Raw genomic sequence first — 20,284 nt, 5'->3', positions numbered from 1 at the left:
AGCCATAGCGTAAGTAGAGATGCTGTTTTAGCAGAACTAGAGGGTGCAACTACCGAATCAAGCAGAGATGGTGTACTTCCAGAGCTAGAGAGAGCTAGCCATAGCGTAAGTAGAGATGCTGTTTTAGCAGAACTAGAGGGTGCAACTACCGAATCAAGCAGAGATGGTGTACTTCCAGAGCTAGAGAGAGCTAACCATAGCGTAAGTAGAGATGCTGTTTTAGCAGAACTAGAGGGTGCAACTACCGAATCAAGCAGAGATGGTGTACTTCCAGAGCTAGAGAGAGCTAACCATAGCGTAAGTAGAGATGCTGTTTTAGCAGAACTAGAGGGTGCAACTACCGAATCAAGCAGAGATGGTGTACTTCCAGAGCTAGAGAGAGCTAACCATAGCGTAAGTAGAGATGCTGTTTTAGCAGAACTAGAGGGTGCTACTAGCGAATCAAGCAGAGATGGTGTACTTCCGGAACTGGAGAGAGCTAACCATAGCGTAAGTAGAGATGCTGTTATAGCTGAGCTAGAAAGTGCAACTACTGAATCAAGCAAGGAGGGCGTACTTCCAGAGCTAGAGAGAGCTAATCATAGCGTGAGTAGAGACGCTGTTATAGCAGAAATAGAAGGTGCCAGTAACAAATCAAGCAAGGATGGTAGTTTAAGTGAGACATTAAGTGCTCACCTTACAGACGGTGGCAAACCTACCACCATCCAGGAGACGGAACTTGCAGATCATAGCGACAGAGGCCACGTCATCCATGACACAAAGATTGAGTGGGCGAAACAGGAACTTACTGAGGAAGCCTACCTACATGCTATAGAGAGTGCTTCTCAACAAGGCTCTTCCACTGGCGTTATCCATGAAGGCGAAGCTGCTTATATTGATGACAGTAATAAAGCAGCCGTCATTGAAAGCGGTGATCTGGCTGACAGTACTGTGAGCAGGGAAGCCATGGTTCATGGTACACATACTGCAGAAAGTGGTCAGGAAAGAGATGCAGTTCTTTACAGAACCACGCAGGCAGACAATGGTTCAGCAGATAATCATGCAGTTATAGATGAAACTGACGTGGCGGTTCGTAAGAAGAAACAGATTGTCACTAACATTGCGGACGACTCTGACGTAACTAATAACAGAGAGCCAATGGAGACTTCAATAAGTAAACCAGAAGTAGCAAAGAGACCTAAAAAGGTCGTTGAGGTGAACACAGATAGTTCTGAGCACGCAAGAAGACCTATGAAACTCATCGTGACCTCTATTGATGGACCTGAGAGTGCAAAGCGGCCTAAGCGTGAGATAGAGACAGTCATTGAGCAGATTGAGGGCGGCGTACTCAAGACTCCTGAAGAACCTAAGAAACCACGTATTTGGCTAATCATCGGTAAGATAGCATCATGGAGCATATGGAATTGGAAGAAAACAAGGTAGGTGAGATTATTGGGGATTTATAAGAAGTGGGACGGACTAATCTTCGATGATCAGTTCAATAGCGGGAATATTCATTCTCGCTATACCCTTTCCCCGAGCGAATCCATTGTGATAGATGAAACGCTCGGTCAGGTAGTTATCCCGCATACCGAAAGTGATACATCGCTAATGTTTGACATTCCAGAAGAACAGACCGTACTCATGGAGGTAACCGCCGATTACATACCTACAGAACTATTGGATGAGGGCGGTATTATCATCTGGCAAGATGGCTACCACAGGTTAGAGTTCTTGGAAAGTAAAGATACCACTGTACAGGAATACAGCCGTTGGAGAGCAATGAAGAAAGGTAACAAGTGGTCTTTCTTTGCGAACCGTGGTAATGGTTGGGAAATATTTGACACCGCACCATTGATGGCGGAGAAGATGGGTGTCGTCCTAAAGAACCGGATGGATGATGGTTTCCAGAACATTAACCTTGAGCGAATTGTTGTGTGTAAAAGCAATAAGTTTACGGTAGGGAATCTTCCAATGGGGTATTCTGTGTTCCTTTGTGACCCAGATGGTAACTCTATCGCCTCAGCAAAGGTAGAACCAAACTGGACGGGATGTGAGATCGAGCTCCCCTTAATGCCTTACAACGGAATTATTCGAGTTTACGATACACATGGAAACCTGCTATCTAGTCTTGGATCATTTGATATCTACGGCGGGGATGTGTACCTGTTCGGGACTGATATGCAGGTTGTCTGGAACGGTAAGGAACTGAATAAGGAGAAGGATACTTATTTAGGTACGATGTATGACAATCAGATTCTAGTTCAAATGTCGCTAGTAAATCCGTCAGAAGAGAAGCCTGCATTTAATATCACACTAGGGATATTGAAATATATGGAGACTTTTGGGTATGAGTGGGCCGACATATGCCATGATGATGGTAATAACATGCCAACCGGAGACTTCTCCAAGCTGCTAGAGATGGGTGATCTTGATTCACTAGAGTCTAAGAAGTTCTGGATGAAGGTAGAGCGGACAGGTAATATGCTTAACATTAAGCCGTTGCACTTTATTTTAGACATAAACCATACGTAAGGGGGTGAGTGTTAATGGCAGGTACTAAAATGAACCTACGCCGCTATGGTGGCGGTATTACTCAGAATTGGGATGAACAAGAAATCATTGTAGACCAAGTATACATCGACTCAGGTAGAGGGTTATACATCGCACTTGATTACGAGTATGCAATGGGTACAAGTCAGCTTGATGTGTATGTCAATGGTCAGCATTTGCTTGAAGGTGGTGGTTATGAGGAAGTCAACAATACCACAATCCGGTTGGACTTAGGTGTTTACGAAGGCGACACACCACTGGCAGGACAACCTGTTCAATTGCACGTAGGCGATGAAATCTATATCCGTAACTGGAAGCAGAGTGTGCGTGAAGGAACCGGTTCTATTGATGAACTCCGATTCAAGCAACTTGAGGATGAAGTCAGGGCGGCTAGGAAGTACAAGGATGGGGAGCAGCCATACCCTAACCTTGACACTCGGCTTGATTCTATCGAGCGTAGGATGGAGACCAAGACTATGGTTTTTGTTCTGAGTAGGGTGTTTGATGGCATAGCAAAACTTAATATGCGATTCCCGTATGAGGGAGATATCATGGAGGTTTATGCTTCTGCTTCTAGTGTTGGGGCGGATGACACTTCCTTTCTAATAGAGAGATGCACGCAAGATAGTTACGATACTGGCTTGCCTGAGTGGGACACGGTAACAACTCTTGTAATTGATGCTAACGAACACTCTAGCCGCACTTCGGATAGACCATACAGCGTACCTGTACCCCGTATTGCTAAGGATGAACATTTCCGAATTAACGTTGTAGAACGGGGTGAAGGTATCGAAGGGGTTACTATAGAGTTAGTGGTAAAACTCAGGTAAATATTACAAGGTCAAAATATTTTCTAGTTTTGCCAACCTATAATGTATATGCAGTGTCAAGAGACACTGTATGACTCAGAAAGAGGTGAAGACATATGGCAGGAACTAGAGGTTTAGCAAGATTCCGTGGCGAGCAGTTGAACAACAAACTGATGCGGAATACTCACTTTGATGAACAAAACAAAATCAATGAGAAATATCTTGACATTGATTTCCATGCACACCGTGAGACTCTTGAGGATACGAAGATTGATGTGTTCGTTCAGAAGAATGATGTAAGTGTCGGTGCGGGGGAGAACTCCATTGAGATTACTGACCACATTCTAAACGTCAATGAAGCCGTTGACTCCAATACTGAAGGTACGGTACTTGGCGTTGAATTGCAATTACGTAAGAATGGCACTTCTGATTTCCCATTCATCGATCCTGACGGAGATAGAGTTTACGGTAAGGTGCGTAAGGACGCTGATAAGTTCTACCTGGATTTCTACAGCTTGGAAGGTAACCCTGAAGTAGAGACAGCTTATACGTTCGTTGACGCTGTTACTCTTGACTACAAGTACATTACACGCACCAACCTGTCCGTAATCCCTGTAGATGCAATCGTGTCCGGTGGCGCAGGTCTCGTAGCAGATGCAGTCGATGCTAAAGCCTACATGAACCTTAATCAGTTGATGAAGGATATTTACGGCAGTGGCGGTACGCTAGATAATGACGGCAATGCCAATCTTGCAGTTGACGTATTGACACAAATCGCCAATGAGATTCAGGCACGTACTGATGCGGATACTTTAATCCGTAATGACTTGGTTTCCACTGCGGCTAATAAGGGTGCTAGTCTCGTAGGGGTTGTCGTAGACCCTAACTACACTGGTCTAACTGTACAGGCTGTCCTGTCAGATTTGGCAAAGCGTGTAGTAGAACTTGAAGCACTAACTGCGGGTGTTGCTGAACGTGACGCTGACTCTGCCAACGGGTACTTCAAAGCAGGGGACTTCGGTACTGCTGAGGGACGTATCGTTGACCTTGAGACGGTTGCTGATGCTGAGTTTAAGGCGCAGAGTGACCGATTGAACAAACTTGAGACCGAAGACGAAGAGGAAGTATTTGAAGCTGCCGGCGGTGAGACGGAGTACGTCCTTGTAAAAGGAGTAGCTAAAGCTAAGACAGTTTTGCTATCCGTCAATGGTCAGCTACAAGCGCCTGGCATTAATTTCGACTACAAGACTGATGTGAGCGGCGACGTAACCGGTTTTGACTTCGCACCTGAAGCACTTAAGGTGACTGAAGGAATTCCTGACGTAGTGTTCGTGAAGTACAAGAAAGTCCAGTAGTACAGATTGACCCCTTAAGAAGGGGTCTTTTTTTATTGCTATTACGAGACAAATGTTAAGGATTCACCCTGCTATCTTATATTGAATTTAGCAATGAGATAATAGTCAAGAGGTAACTCTTGCTATAAATAAGGAGGTAATTTAATGCCCGCACCATTAGTTTCTTGGTATACCGCAGATAACTCTTCACAGGTAACACAGTGGGATATTGGTACAGTTGACGCAGGTTCACTGTCCCCCACATTTACTGTATTGATTTGGAATAACCGTGGTGGTGCAACCGCCGTTTCGGACATGCAGAACTGCACGATTACAACCAAGGATAGTTCCGGTGGTAACACAGGTGAACTTGTAACAAACACTTGGATTGAAGTTAAGGTTGAGTCGCTATCTGAATCTACATTTACAGCGATCGGTGGTACTGTGACTAAAGATATTCGTGCCTCTAAAGCTGACACACCTTCTAAAACAATTAAAGGGGCAGCTAATGACGGTAACATTAACACAGCTAACACTACTGCAAATATGAGTAAAGTTACGCTGCGTGCAAACGTACCACCAACAGCTACAGCAGGTCTAGTAACATTCCTGACCCGTGTTTCCTACCAGTACGTGTAAAAAATAACTTCAATACAATGAAGGGGAAATTATATGCTTTCAATTTTCAATAACCATAGTGGAATATCCCCTGTGGCTCAAGACTTCATTTGGTTGGGTGAGTACTATGACGGTACTTACCTTGCCGAATTTGATCTTACTACCGGAATAGAGAACAGCTTCTACAGCATTAACAAAAGTAAATTGATTCGGTTCGGAATCCTGGGACATAATTATAAACTGTTCTTTGAGCACGATGGTGTTTTCAATCTCAACGGGGCAGGTATCGAAGTCGTTTATAGACACGGTGAGAAAGAATATAACCTAACTGGTCATAGCGGAAAGTTCAGTGATATCATCACCTACAAGGATGCAGAGTCAACTGTAAACTTGGCAGGTGGGGGTGGGCTAACCAACACGGTTATCAACCAGTACAACTTTGGATACAAGTCAGTCATCGAATTAGATGGAGTGACATTCCAGTTTAAGGCTACATGCAAAATTCCTTTTGGACAAGCAATGTACATGAACTTCTGGCTAGTAGCTGACAAGAAACTAGACGGGGTGCTAGTTATCAAAAAGAACAACCGCATCGTTGAGGAAATCAATGCTCCACTGAGAAAAGGCGTGGGCGGAGAAGTTAATTTCGGGCTGTCTTGAATCTAAGACAGTCCTTTTCTATATAAGGAGGATTGGATATGCCATTTAAAATGGGAGACTTAAACTTTACAGGTCAAGCATCTACGCTTACCACAAGTTCGAGTGGCAGCACTATTGGAGATGTTATGGTAGGCGATAAGTACATTTATGTAGTCCACGGATCTCTGAGCAATGTAGGTATTTATAATAAAGATACAGGTGGCACTATAGGATCATATGTGCTGAATGTTAACTGGTACTCTAATGACACTTACACAACCTACATCTGCGAACGTAACAGTTCTATACCATACTCCTATGCTGTTTACACTGAAAACGGGCAGGACTATTTAATAGGGTGGTCTAAGAGTCATAGCGCATTGTTTGGTTGGGAAATAAATCAAACCAACCAAACAATATCAGGGCGTACTCAGTATAATGTTGCTGATAGGTCTTGTACCGCATATAGCCGTGGCGGGTGGGACGGTGGTTATTATATTTACTTTTGGAACAGGGCTAATATGGGGCTGTACAGATGGGACTTAAGGGAAAAGACTAAGGCAATGAATCTCATGTGTACTATAGCAAGTAATGGTCTATCATTGGACTCAAGTTACACTGGAAGTGGTCTACTAGTAACCAACAACAAGGCGTATTGGGGTTCTGGATCAAATGAAGCTGATGGGTTATTGGGTTGCTTTAATGCAAACACGGGCGCTGTTATTCAAGGGGTAATACGACAAGGTAATCTAGGATCCTTCGGAGTGACTCCGATTAGCGGTGAAGTAGGGTGTATTCAAATTAATCCTACTAACCGTGGTATCGCCTACTATTTTGCGGCAAGTAATATTATAAAGACGTTATTTCTGTCCACTGTTACACCCACTAACATAAATATTGAAACTACACAACATGGGTTGGATATACCCCTTTCATTTGACCTTGTTCAAGGGGATGGAGCGATATCATCATCTACCGCAAGCTGGAGAGTGGAGGTCAATGGGGTATTAGTAAAAGACTATGAAAATTTACTCCCACTCCCGGTGACTAATCTTAGTGTAGTACTGCCCAACTCGATGTTTAATATAGGCGCTAACATTGTGGCAATATTCTGTAAGGATAACTATGGGGCTGTATCACAGAAGATTATTGATGTGACGATTACAAACAATCAGCCAGTGATCGTAACGTCAGTGAGCAAGTCTACTATTCATGATGAAAAAACCATCTTTGAAGCCAACGTTACCGATGAAGTAACTGACCTGATGACGTATCGAATCCTGGTGAACGATGTAGTTTATAGTGATTGGACTGTATCTGGGTACACGTCACCACTGGTCGTAAGGCGGGCATTTCGGGCGGATGAACTGAGGATCGGTCGCAACGAAATTTCTATTGAAGTCAAGGATAACTTTAAGACTAACACTTCATCTGTAATAGGCACTAGTGTAGTAACAAAGGTTAACTCAGCGCCTATAGCTACAGCGACACTAAAGGGAAACACGCTCACAATGACATTTGATGACGCTGACGGTGATGACATCAGGTATCGAGTCCTGTTGAATGGTGAGCAGATTTTACCTGAGTCTGGATTCTCAATCGCCTTCCATTCACCACTGACAACAACCTACACGCTACCTAGAAAAAAGGTCAGAACTAACCAGCCTAACGCTATAACAGTAGAAGTTATTGATACGGCGGGTGACACAGGGACGTGGACTTTCAATGGTGTGCTTGGTTACAGCGGTCTGATGTTCAAGGACACTAAGAGCGAATACTACACCACTGACGTAGGCGTCCTTTTGAAGTATCTTGACGTAGGCGTTCTTTATGCAAGGGAGCAGTCCGGTATCTTCGAAGTAGGGGTGGAGAACACTCTAGGATACCCTGTGAAGAATGTGAAATTATCTGTAATCCAAGGAGACCTTGATCCTATCACAGAGAAGGTCGAAATCTGCAATACCAACGCACCTTTTATACCGCAGAGTGAGTTCACTTACCCTGAAGTTTTCAATACAGGCGATTCCTTTAAATTCTATTTGAGATTGTCACTAAACAATGATGCTGTGGGCGGCGGCGTATTCAAAATCAAAGTGACAGGTGACGCACTTTAGAAAGGGAGGTAGAACATGCGTATAGTTGAGACATTTAGCCCTCTAGTATTCCCTTGGAAGGGATCATATAGAAATAGTGGCGGGCAATTAAGGACTGCTGGCATCGGTCACAGTCAATCAACATCATTCACGATGACATACAAATTCCCTAGTGTCGGAAAGATTCACTTCAAGTATAGAGTCAGTAGTGAGAGTGGATATGATTGGTTTACGCTTAATTTTGATGGTTCACAGATTTCTCGCATAAGCGGTACTCAAGGGTGGTATACCTTCGAAAAGGAAGTGCAACCAGGAAATCACACACTTACGGTATCATACTCTAAAGATGGAAGTGTAAACTCTGGGGAGGATTCAGGGTTTATTACTGACTTTTGGATTGAACATAATGTAGTTGAAATCACTAACTTGAAGGTTAATCCACCTTTCACACACAAAGAAAACGTTGACCTTACTTTTAAACTGAATAGCCTTGAAGAAGAGTCTGCGAGATACAGAATCTACACTGACAGTGGTCAACAGCTTTACCCTGATAGTGGATATTCATCCACGTTCCTACTACCGATAGATGCGAAGCACACGTTCCCTGCAAGTAAATTCCCGTTAGGTAAAACGACAATCTTTGTAGAAACCGTTGATGAAAGCAACCAAATATCCAACTATGTATTAAATTTTGTGGATTTGATGAGGATTAACACCCCCCCTGATGTGGGGATGACTTTTAGTTCTACTGTGACTCACAAAGATAATATACTCCTTGACCTGCTTTTTACTGATGCTGATAAGGATAGCGTACAGTTTAGTATCTCTCTTAACGGACTGCAGAAGTATCCGGAAACAGGTCAATCGGGGCTAATTAAAACACCATTCAGCTACAGCTATACAATCAGGAATACTGACTTGGTTGTGGGTGACAACACTATTAGAGTGGACTTGACTGATGACATGGGGGTTACGAATACACGATCTGTTGTCATCCAAAAGAACAACCATATACCAACCATTTTAGATCCGGCAGTAAAAGGTCAGATGCTATTCGCCACTCTGTCAGACGGGGATGGAGATATGATGCGGTACAGGGTATTGGTTAACAATGTTCAGGTTCATCCACCGACAGTAGGCTCTTGGACTCCGTACCTACAATCACCTGCTGAAATACAATACAAGATACCTGACGAGTTTATATCTTTTGGTAATACACATAAGGTGACGCTTGAGGTGGAGGATGACATAGGTGAGACTACCCTTTGGAGCGATACACCATTAATAGATTACTCAGGACTCATGTTTATGGCAGAGGATGGTTTGTACTACTCTACGGACGTTGGAAAGGTGCTTAAGTACCTTGAGGTGGGTAGTATTGTGGCTGGAAGTACTTCCAGTACTTTTGAAATTTTCTTAAAGAATACGGTGGGATACACAATCAATAATATTACCTTAACGGTGGCACAGATAGATTTAGACCCTGTGGAAGAGGTGGTGGAGTTAAGTGAAACTGACAATCCATTTATTCCATCTAACTATCTTAACATTCCTCCACTGGACTACGGGGATATCACACCTTTCTATGTAAGAATAAATACGACACGTAAAGCCATTGGCGGAGGCTTCTTCGACATAAGAGTCGTAGGAGATCCTGCTTAATAGGGCGATAGGAGGACACATATGAGTACACAATCCGCTTACCATTCCATGTATATAGGAAACGATGGAAAAGCATACTCATTCGGATACAACGCTTATTCTCAACTTGGGTATACAGGTACTAGCAGTTATGTACCTAAAGCTATACCGAACATGATTAATGTAAAGGCGATATCAGAAGGGACTTACCACTCCATGATTCTCCTTGAGAATGGCGATTTATATTCAATGGGATATAACCACTACGGGCAGTTGGGGCATAGTACAGGGTGGAGAAGCGGGAGCGCCATAGCGCCCATAAAAATTATGACGGATGTTAAAGAAGTAGCATGTGGTTACCTTCATACAATCATTCTTAAGAAAAACGGTGACGTGTACACATGTGGCTATAACGGCTACTATCAACTAGGTTGGAATGGCAGTAGTGACCACTATTCACCCGGGAAAGTGGATAGTGGTGTAAAACACATTGGGGCGGGTTATAATGCATCATTTCTTATTAAAGAAAACGGTGATATGTATTCCGCAGGTCAGAACAACTACGGTCAACTAGGTCTAGGTAATACAACTCAGTATTCCACTTTCAGGCTCTCTATTAAGGAGGTTAGACAGGTAGATGGCGGTGTTGGACATACGATCGTGTTGAAGAATGACGGGACAGCGTGGGGCTTGGGATATAATTACTATGGGCAAACGGGTAACGCTGTAGGCAACAGTACGGGTAATGCTTACGTGACTCCAGTAAAGATTATGGATAGCATTAGGTCTGTAGCATGTGGAACCTATTTTACAGGATTAGTTACCTCAAGTGGGGACTTGTATACGTTCGGGAATAATGGCTATGGGCAACTTGCTCTAGGTAACACAAGTAATATTAACCCAATCCCTAGAAAAGTAGTGGGCAATGTGCGTCAGGTGGCCATGGGTTATGATCATATTTTGGTACTTAGTGTAGATGGTGTAGCGTATAGCGCAGGTAGAAATAACTACGGACAGCTAGGTATAAGTGAAGCTTATAACACTAACGTAGCAGTTACTACGCTTAAGCAGATTAATAACGGAGTTAGGCGGTTAATGGGTGGGGCAGAAGCGTTATTCTTATTCGCTAACGTAACAGCAACTACCTCTTTTCACAAAGATGACTTTAAGCTTACTGCGACAATCGACCATGTGTCTAAGAAGCTGACCTCTTATAAAATAAGTGTGAACGGTGTTCAAAGGTTCCCTAGTGTCGGTTGGACTGCGCCACAGCTAACAGACTTCATTTTAAACAAAGATCTGCCACATACCTACTTCGATTTAGGGACAAATATAGTTCTGCTTGAACTTATAGATGAGTTTGGAGCGACTGATGGGATAGCTTGGAGCACAATAAAAGTTAACCAAGCACCACAAGTCTACCCTGAATTGTCAGCGGGGCAGATTCATAAGGATAACGTAACCTTGGGAGGTAATATAACTGACCCTGATGGTGATCGAGTCCAGTATCGTGTCCTACTAAATAATAATCAAAAATACCCAACTTCAGGATTTACAGAATTTGAGCCCTCTCCTGCCAACATAGGTATTGTTCTAAACAATGCAGACTTTAATGTTGGGGCGAACACATTAAAGATAGAGACGAAGGATGATTTAGGAACGCTGTTCACATGGTCTCAGGTAATAATCAAGACTAACACAGCACCAGCCATCACTGGAACAGTTCTAGGTAACTTCATCAACGCGAGTGTAGCTGATGCTGATGGGGATAAAGTACAGTATCGTATTATTCTGAATGGAGAACAGCTTTACCCTGAATTCGGCTATACCGGATATAATCCAGTGCCTTTGACTATCCAGTATACCATCCCTAGACCCAAAGTTAAGAAGAAGCAGAACAACATCGTCCGCATCGAGACCCTGGATGAACTAGGTGGAGCGAAGTCCTTGGATATCACATTTACGGGTATGTTCTCTGGATTGCTATTCTGTGATGCAACTGAATCATTTTACTCAGATGACTTTGGTGAAGTGATCAAGTACCTTGACTTTGGGACTATCGTGGCGGGGCAGACGACTGCCGCAGAGCGTGTGTACGTTAAGAACACTCTAGGTTACCCTGTAGATAATGTGCGCCTACGGGTGGACAATAGAGAACTTGACGGCGTAAATGCTAAAGCTGAAATAAGTAAACTGGATGCGCCTTTTGAGCCTAGTGATAACTTAGCCTACCTTGAGCAACTTGACCACAACGCTAAGATTGGTTTTTATGTACGCATAGCAACCAATAGGCAAGCCATGTGGGGAGGGATGTTTGATATCCTAACCAAGGCAGACCCAAAGAAAAGCTAGAAATAGCCCTTACTATCTTATAATGGTAGTAAGGGATTTTTTCTGTCTAATACTAATCGAGAGGTGGTTATATAAATGGCTAATGGAATGTACGGGGGCGGGGACGGCTCTGCTAACAAACCGTACTTAATCGAAGATGCTTATGATCTATTCGAGTTCTTGAATAAAGTAGACACCATTAACACCAACATGAGTGCAAAGCTTGTTAATGATATAGACCTTAACGTACTACCGTACAACACAGGAGTAGGTTTTTTTATTAAACATAACACGCCATTCATGGGCACATTTGACGGAGACGGTTATTTAATAAAAAACTACTTTTCACGCCCGAATGCAAATTATAGTGGATTATTTCCGTACATTGGTGCGACTGGTGTTGTTAAAAACTTTGGTATGGAGAATGTTGATATCCAAGCTACAGCTTACACTTATCAATCTGCCATATGTGGTTACATGGGTACTGGTGGTTCGATTGAAAATGTCTATGTTAAAGGTGGAAGGTTCTATGTCAATTCTAACTCCGGTGCAATTATAGGTCACCTAGTCAATGGTCTGGTACGCAACGTATACGTACTGGATGTAGACATAAGACAGTACGGTAGTTACGTAGGCGGGGTCATGGGTTATATGACCGCTTCTTCCTCTCTTCTTTACAATGTGTGGGCTTCAAATACAGCAAGCAATATGAGTCATACTTCCTATTTCGGTGGTGTTGTTGGAGGTATATCAGGAGTAAGCCCGCAACAAATGCTGAATGTTTATCAAAGTAGCAGGATTAGTAATTTGGGATATAGTGTAACAACGGGAATGGTGACACTTTATCCGGATTCTACACTTAAAGACCCTAACTATATGTTTAACTTAAACGCGAATCAAGGAAGTAGCGCTAATACTTATTGGGTTGTACAACCTGTAACCTTCCCTAAGTTGTGGTTCGAAGACTTCAGAGCTTTTCTAATGTTAGATGCAGGAAGACCAATATCCAACATCGATTTTGGGGCGGTACTTGAGGGTGGCAACTCTACGATAAAGAAGGTTAGGTTAAAGAACGGATACAAATATAAGATTAAGGGGATTGACGTTGGTTGGGTAAGGGCAGATGGGGTATCGACCAAAACGGAACTTGAGTTCAGCATGGACGGTACGTTTAAAGATAACTACAATCCAATGTCAGTTAACAACTTAAACATACTTCCGGGCAGGGAGTTTGATTTATTCGTTCGAGTAAAGACCCAAATTGGGGTTACGGGTGCGGGGCAGTTCAATATAACTGTAACAGTCACTTCGGCAGAGTAATGGGTTTTTCATCTCAATACAATGGGATAGGAAGTGATTGAAATGTCAGCGTCATCCATCATCGGTGCGGAGTCTGGATTTAAGGCTTTGCACGTTGTTATAAAGAAGCTCCAGCCCGTGGCACTGACGGCTAACTATAAAGTGGTGGCTAACGTACCAACGGTATTTACAGCATCTTCAACAACATTGCCGATAAGGGGCAGTATAAGTATTGGCGCTACTCATAAAGTGGTGGCTAACGTACCAACGGTATTCACAGCATCATCAACAACATTGCCGATAAAGGGCAGTATAAGCATTGGAGCTACTCACAGCACGAAGGAATATGGACGTAGTGTACTTCCTCTCACTGCACAACACATACTTCACGACATGTCAATGAGTTTCACTGCAAACTCAAGTGAATCATTGCCGATAAAATCCACCCTCAATATAGGTGTGAAGCATAGCACCAAAGCTTATAGTTACGACACGCACGCATTTACTTTAAATCATGGGCTTTACTCAAGGTCAATGACTTTTACAGCAGATACTATGACTGACCCTATTGATTCTTACTTTACAGCTAGTCATGAAGTAAATGGAGTAGTACTTTACAACAACACTGAGCTTGTAAGTAAGATCGCGGTATCTCCCCCGATCACAGAAGCTTTAGCAAGTTCCATATCAGTTCGTGAGAACAATATAATGGATGCTACTGCTTTCATTTGGGGTGTTAGAGATTCAGACCTTGGTTCTAATGTGAAAGTCAAGAGATACGGTAATGAGTATCTTAAAACGCACATAGCGGTTCGTGAGAAGAACATTATGGGCGGGGAAGTAGAGATTTTCGGGCGGGGAGATAGTGACCTTAACTCAAGAATCTTCGCCATGGGTGTCAGCACATCATCCCTAAACGGTAGAATTGGTGTCCGTATGAGAAACGTCATGACGGGTACTACAGATATTTGGGGTACTGACGATAGCGACATTGTATCTGAAATCAACGTAAAACAAGTGACAGATTTACTAATGACGCTAGGTGTAACTCCAAGCAATAGAATGACTGCCATCGTAGATATTCAACAGCCGTCAAGAATGACTGACACCATCATAGCTAAACGTGATGCGTTCATTCGTGAAGCTTACCCTAAGCTGAACTATGGCGGAGAGCAGACCTTATTAACTGGTTACAGCGAAGCCAAGTCCGAAATATTCCGAAGCCTTATTGGGTTTGACATATCGGATATTCTGAGTATGACGAGTGACTTTAAGCTTGAGAGGATCGTTGCCAAGTTTAAGCACTCTCTAGGAAGAACTCCAACGATCCCGCTTGAACTTAGAGCCGTGAATGGCACTTGGTCGGAGTATGGGGTAACGTGGAACAACCAACCGGACTCTGGAAATGTAGTAAGCGTTGGAGAATATCTGACAGACACAGATAAAGGTTTTATTACCTTTGACATAACTGATTTCGTACTGCAAGCCAAGGGGCAGGGAAGACACGACCTTGATCTTTACTTACAAGCGGTAAACGAAAGTGACACATCGGTTCAGTTCTTCTCAATGGATGCAGGTAAGTCATTAGCACCTACCATCGAGTACACATACTATGATGAAGTTATCAGAAGCACAGGCCGTTCTGGAATTGATACCATAATCCTAGTCGTTCACCCTGCATTCAAGAACCTGACTTCCAAGATTAACGTATTTAAGAAGTCGGACAAGGATGAAATATCGTCTAAGATAAATGTAACTCCTAACGGAAACAGGGACGAAAGCTGGCCATCTCGCTTCATAGTTAACAGACCGGACTTGGACGGTTCAGCTACAGTTAGGGTTAATACGTGGCATGACCTGGACGCAACGGTTTCTGTTCGTGAAGGTGATCTATACGACCTAGAGAACTGTACTATAACAATTTCCAAACCTGACTTGTCAATGGAGTTGTATGTAAAACATACTGCTGACCTTGAATTGCAGCTAGGAGTTCGAGTAGAAGCTGAAGAACCTCTCTATGGTTGGGCTGTAGTAAACGTTAAGGTAAGACCAGCAAGTATCTATGTCAGACCTTACGATGATAAAGCAGGTAGTATTACAGTAGTACGTTCGGATGACAAAGACTTAGAGTCCAGTTTCATGATTAGTGAGAGAGTCAGGGTTGGTAGCATTTACATATTGTACCGTGACGACTTAGAAAGTGAAATTATCGTTCAGGGCGGCAAAGACACCGATATACCTTCAAGCATTACAGCTAACAGATTCCAGTTAGTAAGTACCATTGAGGTTAGCCCGTACATTGACTTGTTGGGTAAACTGTCTGTAAGACGCTCTGCTTCTGATAAAGTGGATGGTAACATTGCAGTGAGCAGACCATCTTTGGTATCCACTATCAAGGTAAATGGTTACTCTTTGCTGGATGGTAGTGTAACCGCGAGACGTACTGAACACAAACCATTGAAGTCGTCTGTAGATGTATCCAGGCCAGACATGGCGGGTACAATCACTCCTAGACTACACTCAGATTTAACCGGAGCAATTACTGTATGCCAATCAGATTCTTCTAGCCTGCCGTCCAAGACATATGTCCTGTACAGAACAGACATCCCTTCTGAAATGGACATTGTTGGAGCAAGCATGATACCTTCCAATATCCGAGTAAACTCTGGATATCTGTTCAGTAGAATCGAAGTGCCTGCCTATGGTAACCGAGATATTGAAGGTCAAGCCGTTGTCCGGATTCGGATGGTAAGTGACGTAGACTCCACGATTGATGTTTACAGCTTTAATGTATTGGATGGACAAATTGTTGTTCGTCAATTCATTGAGAACACCATAAACAGCAAGATTATAGTGAGAAAGACCGACAAGGAAGACATTACTGCTAACATTGACGTTTGGATTACCAAGAACCTTAATGGTAAAATCACTGTTCGCAGGACAGAGCCCGTTGACTTGAACTCTGAAGTATATATTCTGCATAATGATAGTATTTACGGCAAGATTTCAATACCCTATCGTGCAGATATTAACGGTAAGATTAAAGTTATGTATCCTGACATGTCGGAGTTGGCTTCTAAAATTTCGGCTAAGATTCGTGCCCACAGTGACATTGCAACCAATGTTAATGTCGTTGAAGGTGGGGCGGCAGATCTCTTAAGTATCATGGGCGTAACACCTACAAATAAGATGACAGGTGTAGTGGATATCGTACAACCAGTACGTGAGCACTCAACACTAGAAGCCATCAAGGATGCTTACATTAGAGAAGATGTACCAACCCTAAACTATGGTGAAGAGACAACCTTTGCAGTAGGAAACTATAAAGGTAAGGTTTTACGTTCCCTTATCGGATTCGACCTTTTCAAACTAAAAGATAGTTACTTAGTGGATTATGTTGAACTCCGTATGTTCTACGGTAAGCCAGTAACCAAGAAGCTGAAGCTATTCGCAGTGAATGGTGAGTGGTCTGAGACCGGAGTTACTTGGGGCAACAAACCACTGCAAGGCGTAGAGATTTCTGACACGTTCACAATAAATGATACGGATGGTTATATTTCCTTCAACGTCAAAGAGTTTATTAGCGAGAACTACTTGGCGGGGAACAACTTAATTAGCTTCTACGTACTTGCTGAGGATGAGAGCAAACCTGAATCCGACTATTTCTTTACTAAGGAAGCTAAAAAAGCAGCTCAGTTAGTAGTTACGTACTTCGACCCTGCAATTTGGAGTTTCGGTCGTTCCAACATCGACACTAGCATTAGGGTGCCTTCACGTAAGAACTTGAACTCTAGGTTGAGAATTAGAGTACCTGCTTGGCTGAATTTGGACATTCCTTCCACCCTGGAAGTAACTCGAAATAATGAGTTCACAGGTATAGTTGATGTCAGCAAACCGGATATGCTTTCCACGATTAATGCAGTGCACCGCAATCTTTTTGAGGTACCTGCAAGTCTATGGGTGGCTGAGAAATCATTCAACACCATTGACTCCATAATGACGGTGAGCAGACCTGAGATTCCAGTTAGTTTCTATATACTTAACAGGGTGGACCTCCCATCTATCATTAGACCGAAAGTCATTGGGGAGCAAGACTTCTTCTCATGGCTGAATGTCAATATTAAAGAGAGACCATCATGCATTTACGTTCTTCCGCACAATGACATTGAGCTTCGTTTTACCGTCAGAGGGAATCCGGAAGAAAATCTGAATTCAAAGATAACTGTTTCAAGACCGAACTTGGACGGATCTGTTACAATCGAGGCTACTGAATGTGCAGACCTAGATTCCATCATCGCGGTTAAACGTCTCGATGGAGAGGATATAATCGCTGGTTCGGTAATAGTTGCACGTAACCTAACAAGAGACCTGTATTCTGAAATTCTTGTCAATGTTACCTATAAAGATGGAAAAGAAGACCTGCCTTCCACAATCAATGTAGTTACGGTTGTAGGAGAGAGTGAGATTCCTTCGGCACTGATGGTTTCAAGAGACAGTCTTGAAGTAAGATTAGAGGTTCTATCCAAGAAGGATTTAAAGTCCAAGCTGAATATAGAGCCAATGTGGTTCGATTCCCTCATTAGCACCGTCGCAGTATCTAAACCTGAGATTCAATCTAGTGCTGAAATTACACTGCCTTTCGATGTACCTTCTACTGTTAAGATCAAGGTTGAGAATTTGGATGAAATGGACGGAGTATTAGCCGTCAGCCGCAGTAACGCTGAACTAAAGTTTACGGTTAAAGAGCGTAGTGATCTTTCTTCTACTCTTCATATCAGAGGGACAAAGGAAGACGAATTGGCCGGTTCATTAATCGTAAGCAGACAGCAAATGGAATCGAGCCTTTCGGTTATCAAAGTAAGTGATCTCCGATCAAACATAGACGTTGTATATGCCGGCAGCAGGGTTTTGGATGCAGTTGTTTACGTTAAGTACAAGGATGATATAACTGGAAAAATGGCGGTTGTAGGCGCAAGCATGATACTTTCATTCATCCAGATCATCTCCGGTAATTTATTCTCCGTCATCTCTGTACCTGCTTACGCTGACAACGATCTGAAAGGCACAATTGGAGTTAAGAATCGATTCATTTCAGAGATCCCTTCCATTCTGCAAGTACAAGAATGGTCTCAGATTGTTGGTACAATTCAGCCCAAAGTTTTTGGTCACAATGATAGACTCGGCAAGATATTGGTTATGGCAGTAGGTAGTGAGGATATTAAAGCTACCGTTAACATTATGTATGGTCTTCAGGAGTACCTTCCTGCTAGAATCGCTGTTAGAGAAACCAACACGATGGAGGGCACGGCTGATATTATTGGCTGGGGCACAAACGAACTCGTGTCCTCAATCCGTCCGGTAGTAAGTTACGACATGCCTTCAACACTAGGTGTACGTTTCGACAATAGCATGACAGGTCAAGTTGACTTCATCCCTGTTGGAGAGAGCGATATTGAGGGCTTGTTAGGTATCACACCTACAGCGGACATTGAAAGTAGTGTAACAGTCGTATTGTACGATGGTATCGACATTCCTTCTGGTTTGACAGTTAAAGCTAAAGGGGGAGGGAACCTACCTTCAGACCTAAGCATTATCTACAGGGTTGACAAAGACTTGTCTTCTACAGTAGGAGTAGCGAGCATAAACAAAATGACAGGTAAGGTCTTCATCATTCCTGTAGATGACAGCGACATGCCTTCCAGTGTTGAAGTTCTATACAGAAACGACCTGAACTCCATGTTAGTGGTCAGACGTTCCATGGAATCAAATAAGCCAAGCAAGATTACGGTACAGGTTAGAGGCAATAGCGAAATTGACGGTAGTATTAACACCATCCAATGGAAATTCGTTAACTCCAAAATTATTGTACGCAGAAATGATTTCTCAGAGATTCCAATGCGGTTTGAAATTATGGAGAGTGCTGACTTACTAGGATGTAGAATTACCGTTAGACGTACTGAGAACTCGGACTTAGAATCTACGGTTACCGTAAGACGAAGTGCTGACAAGGACTTTGATGGTAAAATCGTGGTAAGGAAACGTGACAACTTAGATATTCCATCGTTTATTGAAACATGGCAATTCCGCACAATTCCATCTAAGGTTAACATACCTCATCGTAACGATTTAGTATCAACTATTGACGTTGTCGCTGACTACGGATATTGCTTCATAATGTAACAAAATAACCCCTACTAGGTAGGGGTTATTTTGTGTCTGAAATTACCTATATTGGAGTTGCGGAGGATGATATTTTTAGTGGTAATTCCTGTATAAATAGGGTTCATTCTTTTCTTGTTACCTTTACATATCATGCTAATCAAAATTGATGTTTTCTATCCTACTAGCAGTGGAAGAAAGTCTTGAGGGCACGAATCATCTGATTGCTGGTGGCGCTTGCTCTTTTTAGAAGCTCAAGATGGGAGATATACTTTCCAATATGTTTATGACTCGTTTGTAATTTCCGATAGTGTGCCTGGAAGAGTTCTTGTCTCTGTTTGTAGGTAATTAAGGAAGGTCTCAACATAATTCATTTAGCATCATCTCCCATTATCAGGTGGTACATAACCCAATAAAATATGGATTATGTGACTTGCCATTACTACAAGCAGTCTATGAGAAAGGTCGGGCAAAAGATATGGACGTAGGAATCATCGTAGCAATTGTTGGCGGCGCAGTTTCGGTAATTACGGGCGTGATCGGGTATGTCAGCGGCAAAGGTAAAGACAAAGTGACTGAGAGAGAATTGCTCTCGAAGGACGAACAAGTTTTCCGTGCTGAGATGCGCCAAGAAATGAAAGACAGCAAAGACGAAGTAAAAAGACTGAGTGACGAGATTACTGTCCTACGTAGAGAAAACATGGAGCTTATCACGGAGAATAGATTACTGAATAAGAAAGTGGAAGAGCTAGTAGAGAGACTTACTAGACAAGGAGGAAATGCCTAATACTGAAGTTAACTATAATTTCTACTCTTAAAAAGAAGAACG

12 protein-coding genes are annotated in these 20,284 nt (G+C 42.8%); all 12 read left to right on the top strand.

All coding sequences use genetic code 11. The features are described 5' to 3' along the window. The coding region (locus ACFVU8_RS14655; RefSeq protein WP_387428115.1) for a hypothetical protein at window positions 1-1,422 on the top strand (1,422 nt) is incomplete at its 5' end. Next, window positions 1,423-2,514, top strand: coding sequence for a cell adhesion protein (locus ACFVU8_RS14650; protein ID WP_387428113.1), 1,092 nt, complete (start codon window positions 1,423-1,425; stop codon window positions 2,512-2,514). Window positions 2,515-2,528: 14 nt separating this feature from the next. Then, a complete protein-coding gene (locus ACFVU8_RS14645; protein WP_387428111.1) occupies window positions 2,529-3,362 on the top strand; it encodes a hypothetical protein in 834 nt (277 codons plus the stop codon). Window positions 3,363-3,457: 95 nt separating this feature from the next. Continuing rightward, window positions 3,458-4,696, top strand: a complete 1,239-nt coding sequence (locus ACFVU8_RS14640; protein ID WP_387428110.1) for a hypothetical protein — start codon at window positions 3,458-3,460, stop codon at window positions 4,694-4,696. Window positions 4,697-4,840: 144 nt separating this feature from the next. Continuing rightward, on the top strand, window positions 4,841-5,314 hold the full coding sequence (locus ACFVU8_RS14635) for a hypothetical protein (RefSeq protein WP_066373808.1): 474 nt from the start codon (window positions 4,841-4,843) through the stop codon (window positions 5,312-5,314). A gap of 33 nt (window positions 5,315-5,347) precedes the next feature. Continuing rightward, window positions 5,348-5,953 carry a hypothetical protein gene (locus ACFVU8_RS14630; protein WP_387428108.1) on the top strand — a complete coding sequence of 202 codons (606 nt, stop codon included), beginning with the start codon at window positions 5,348-5,350 and terminating at the stop codon, window positions 5,951-5,953. Window positions 5,954-5,991: 38 nt separating this feature from the next. Beyond that, window positions 5,992-8,046, top strand: coding sequence for a hypothetical protein (locus ACFVU8_RS14625; protein ID WP_387428107.1), 2,055 nt, complete (start codon window positions 5,992-5,994; stop codon window positions 8,044-8,046). Between the two features lie 15 nt (window positions 8,047-8,061). Then, on the top strand, window positions 8,062-9,687 hold the full coding sequence (locus ACFVU8_RS14620; RefSeq protein ID WP_387428106.1) for a hypothetical protein: 1,626 nt from the start codon (window positions 8,062-8,064) through the stop codon (window positions 9,685-9,687). Window positions 9,688-9,708: 21 nt separating this feature from the next. Beyond that, a complete protein-coding gene (locus tag ACFVU8_RS14615) occupies window positions 9,709-12,018 on the top strand; it encodes an RCC1 domain-containing protein (protein WP_387428104.1) in 2,310 nt (769 codons plus the stop codon). A gap of 75 nt (window positions 12,019-12,093) precedes the next feature. After that, on the top strand, window positions 12,094-13,317 hold the full coding sequence (locus ACFVU8_RS14610) for a hypothetical protein (RefSeq protein WP_387428103.1): 1,224 nt from the start codon (window positions 12,094-12,096) through the stop codon (window positions 13,315-13,317). Between the two features lie 42 nt (window positions 13,318-13,359). Next, complete coding sequence (locus tag ACFVU8_RS14605) at window positions 13,360-19,476, top strand: CBM96 family carbohydrate-binding protein (protein WP_387428102.1); 6,117 nt, start codon at window positions 13,360-13,362, stop codon at window positions 19,474-19,476. Window positions 19,477-19,888: 412 nt separating this feature from the next. After that, window positions 19,889-20,242, top strand: a complete 354-nt coding sequence (locus ACFVU8_RS14600) for a hypothetical protein (protein WP_387428100.1) — start codon at window positions 19,889-19,891, stop codon at window positions 20,240-20,242. Window positions 20,243-20,284: the final 42 nt, after the last annotated feature.

The sequence above is a fragment of the Paenibacillus sp. NPDC058177 genome (genome assembly GCF_042883835.1).
Lineage (GTDB): Bacteria > Bacillota > Bacilli > Paenibacillales > Paenibacillaceae > Paenibacillus_AQ > Paenibacillus_AQ agri.
Note: the sequence above shows the minus strand (reverse complement) of the source record. Positions and strands in the feature narration are given on the sequence as shown.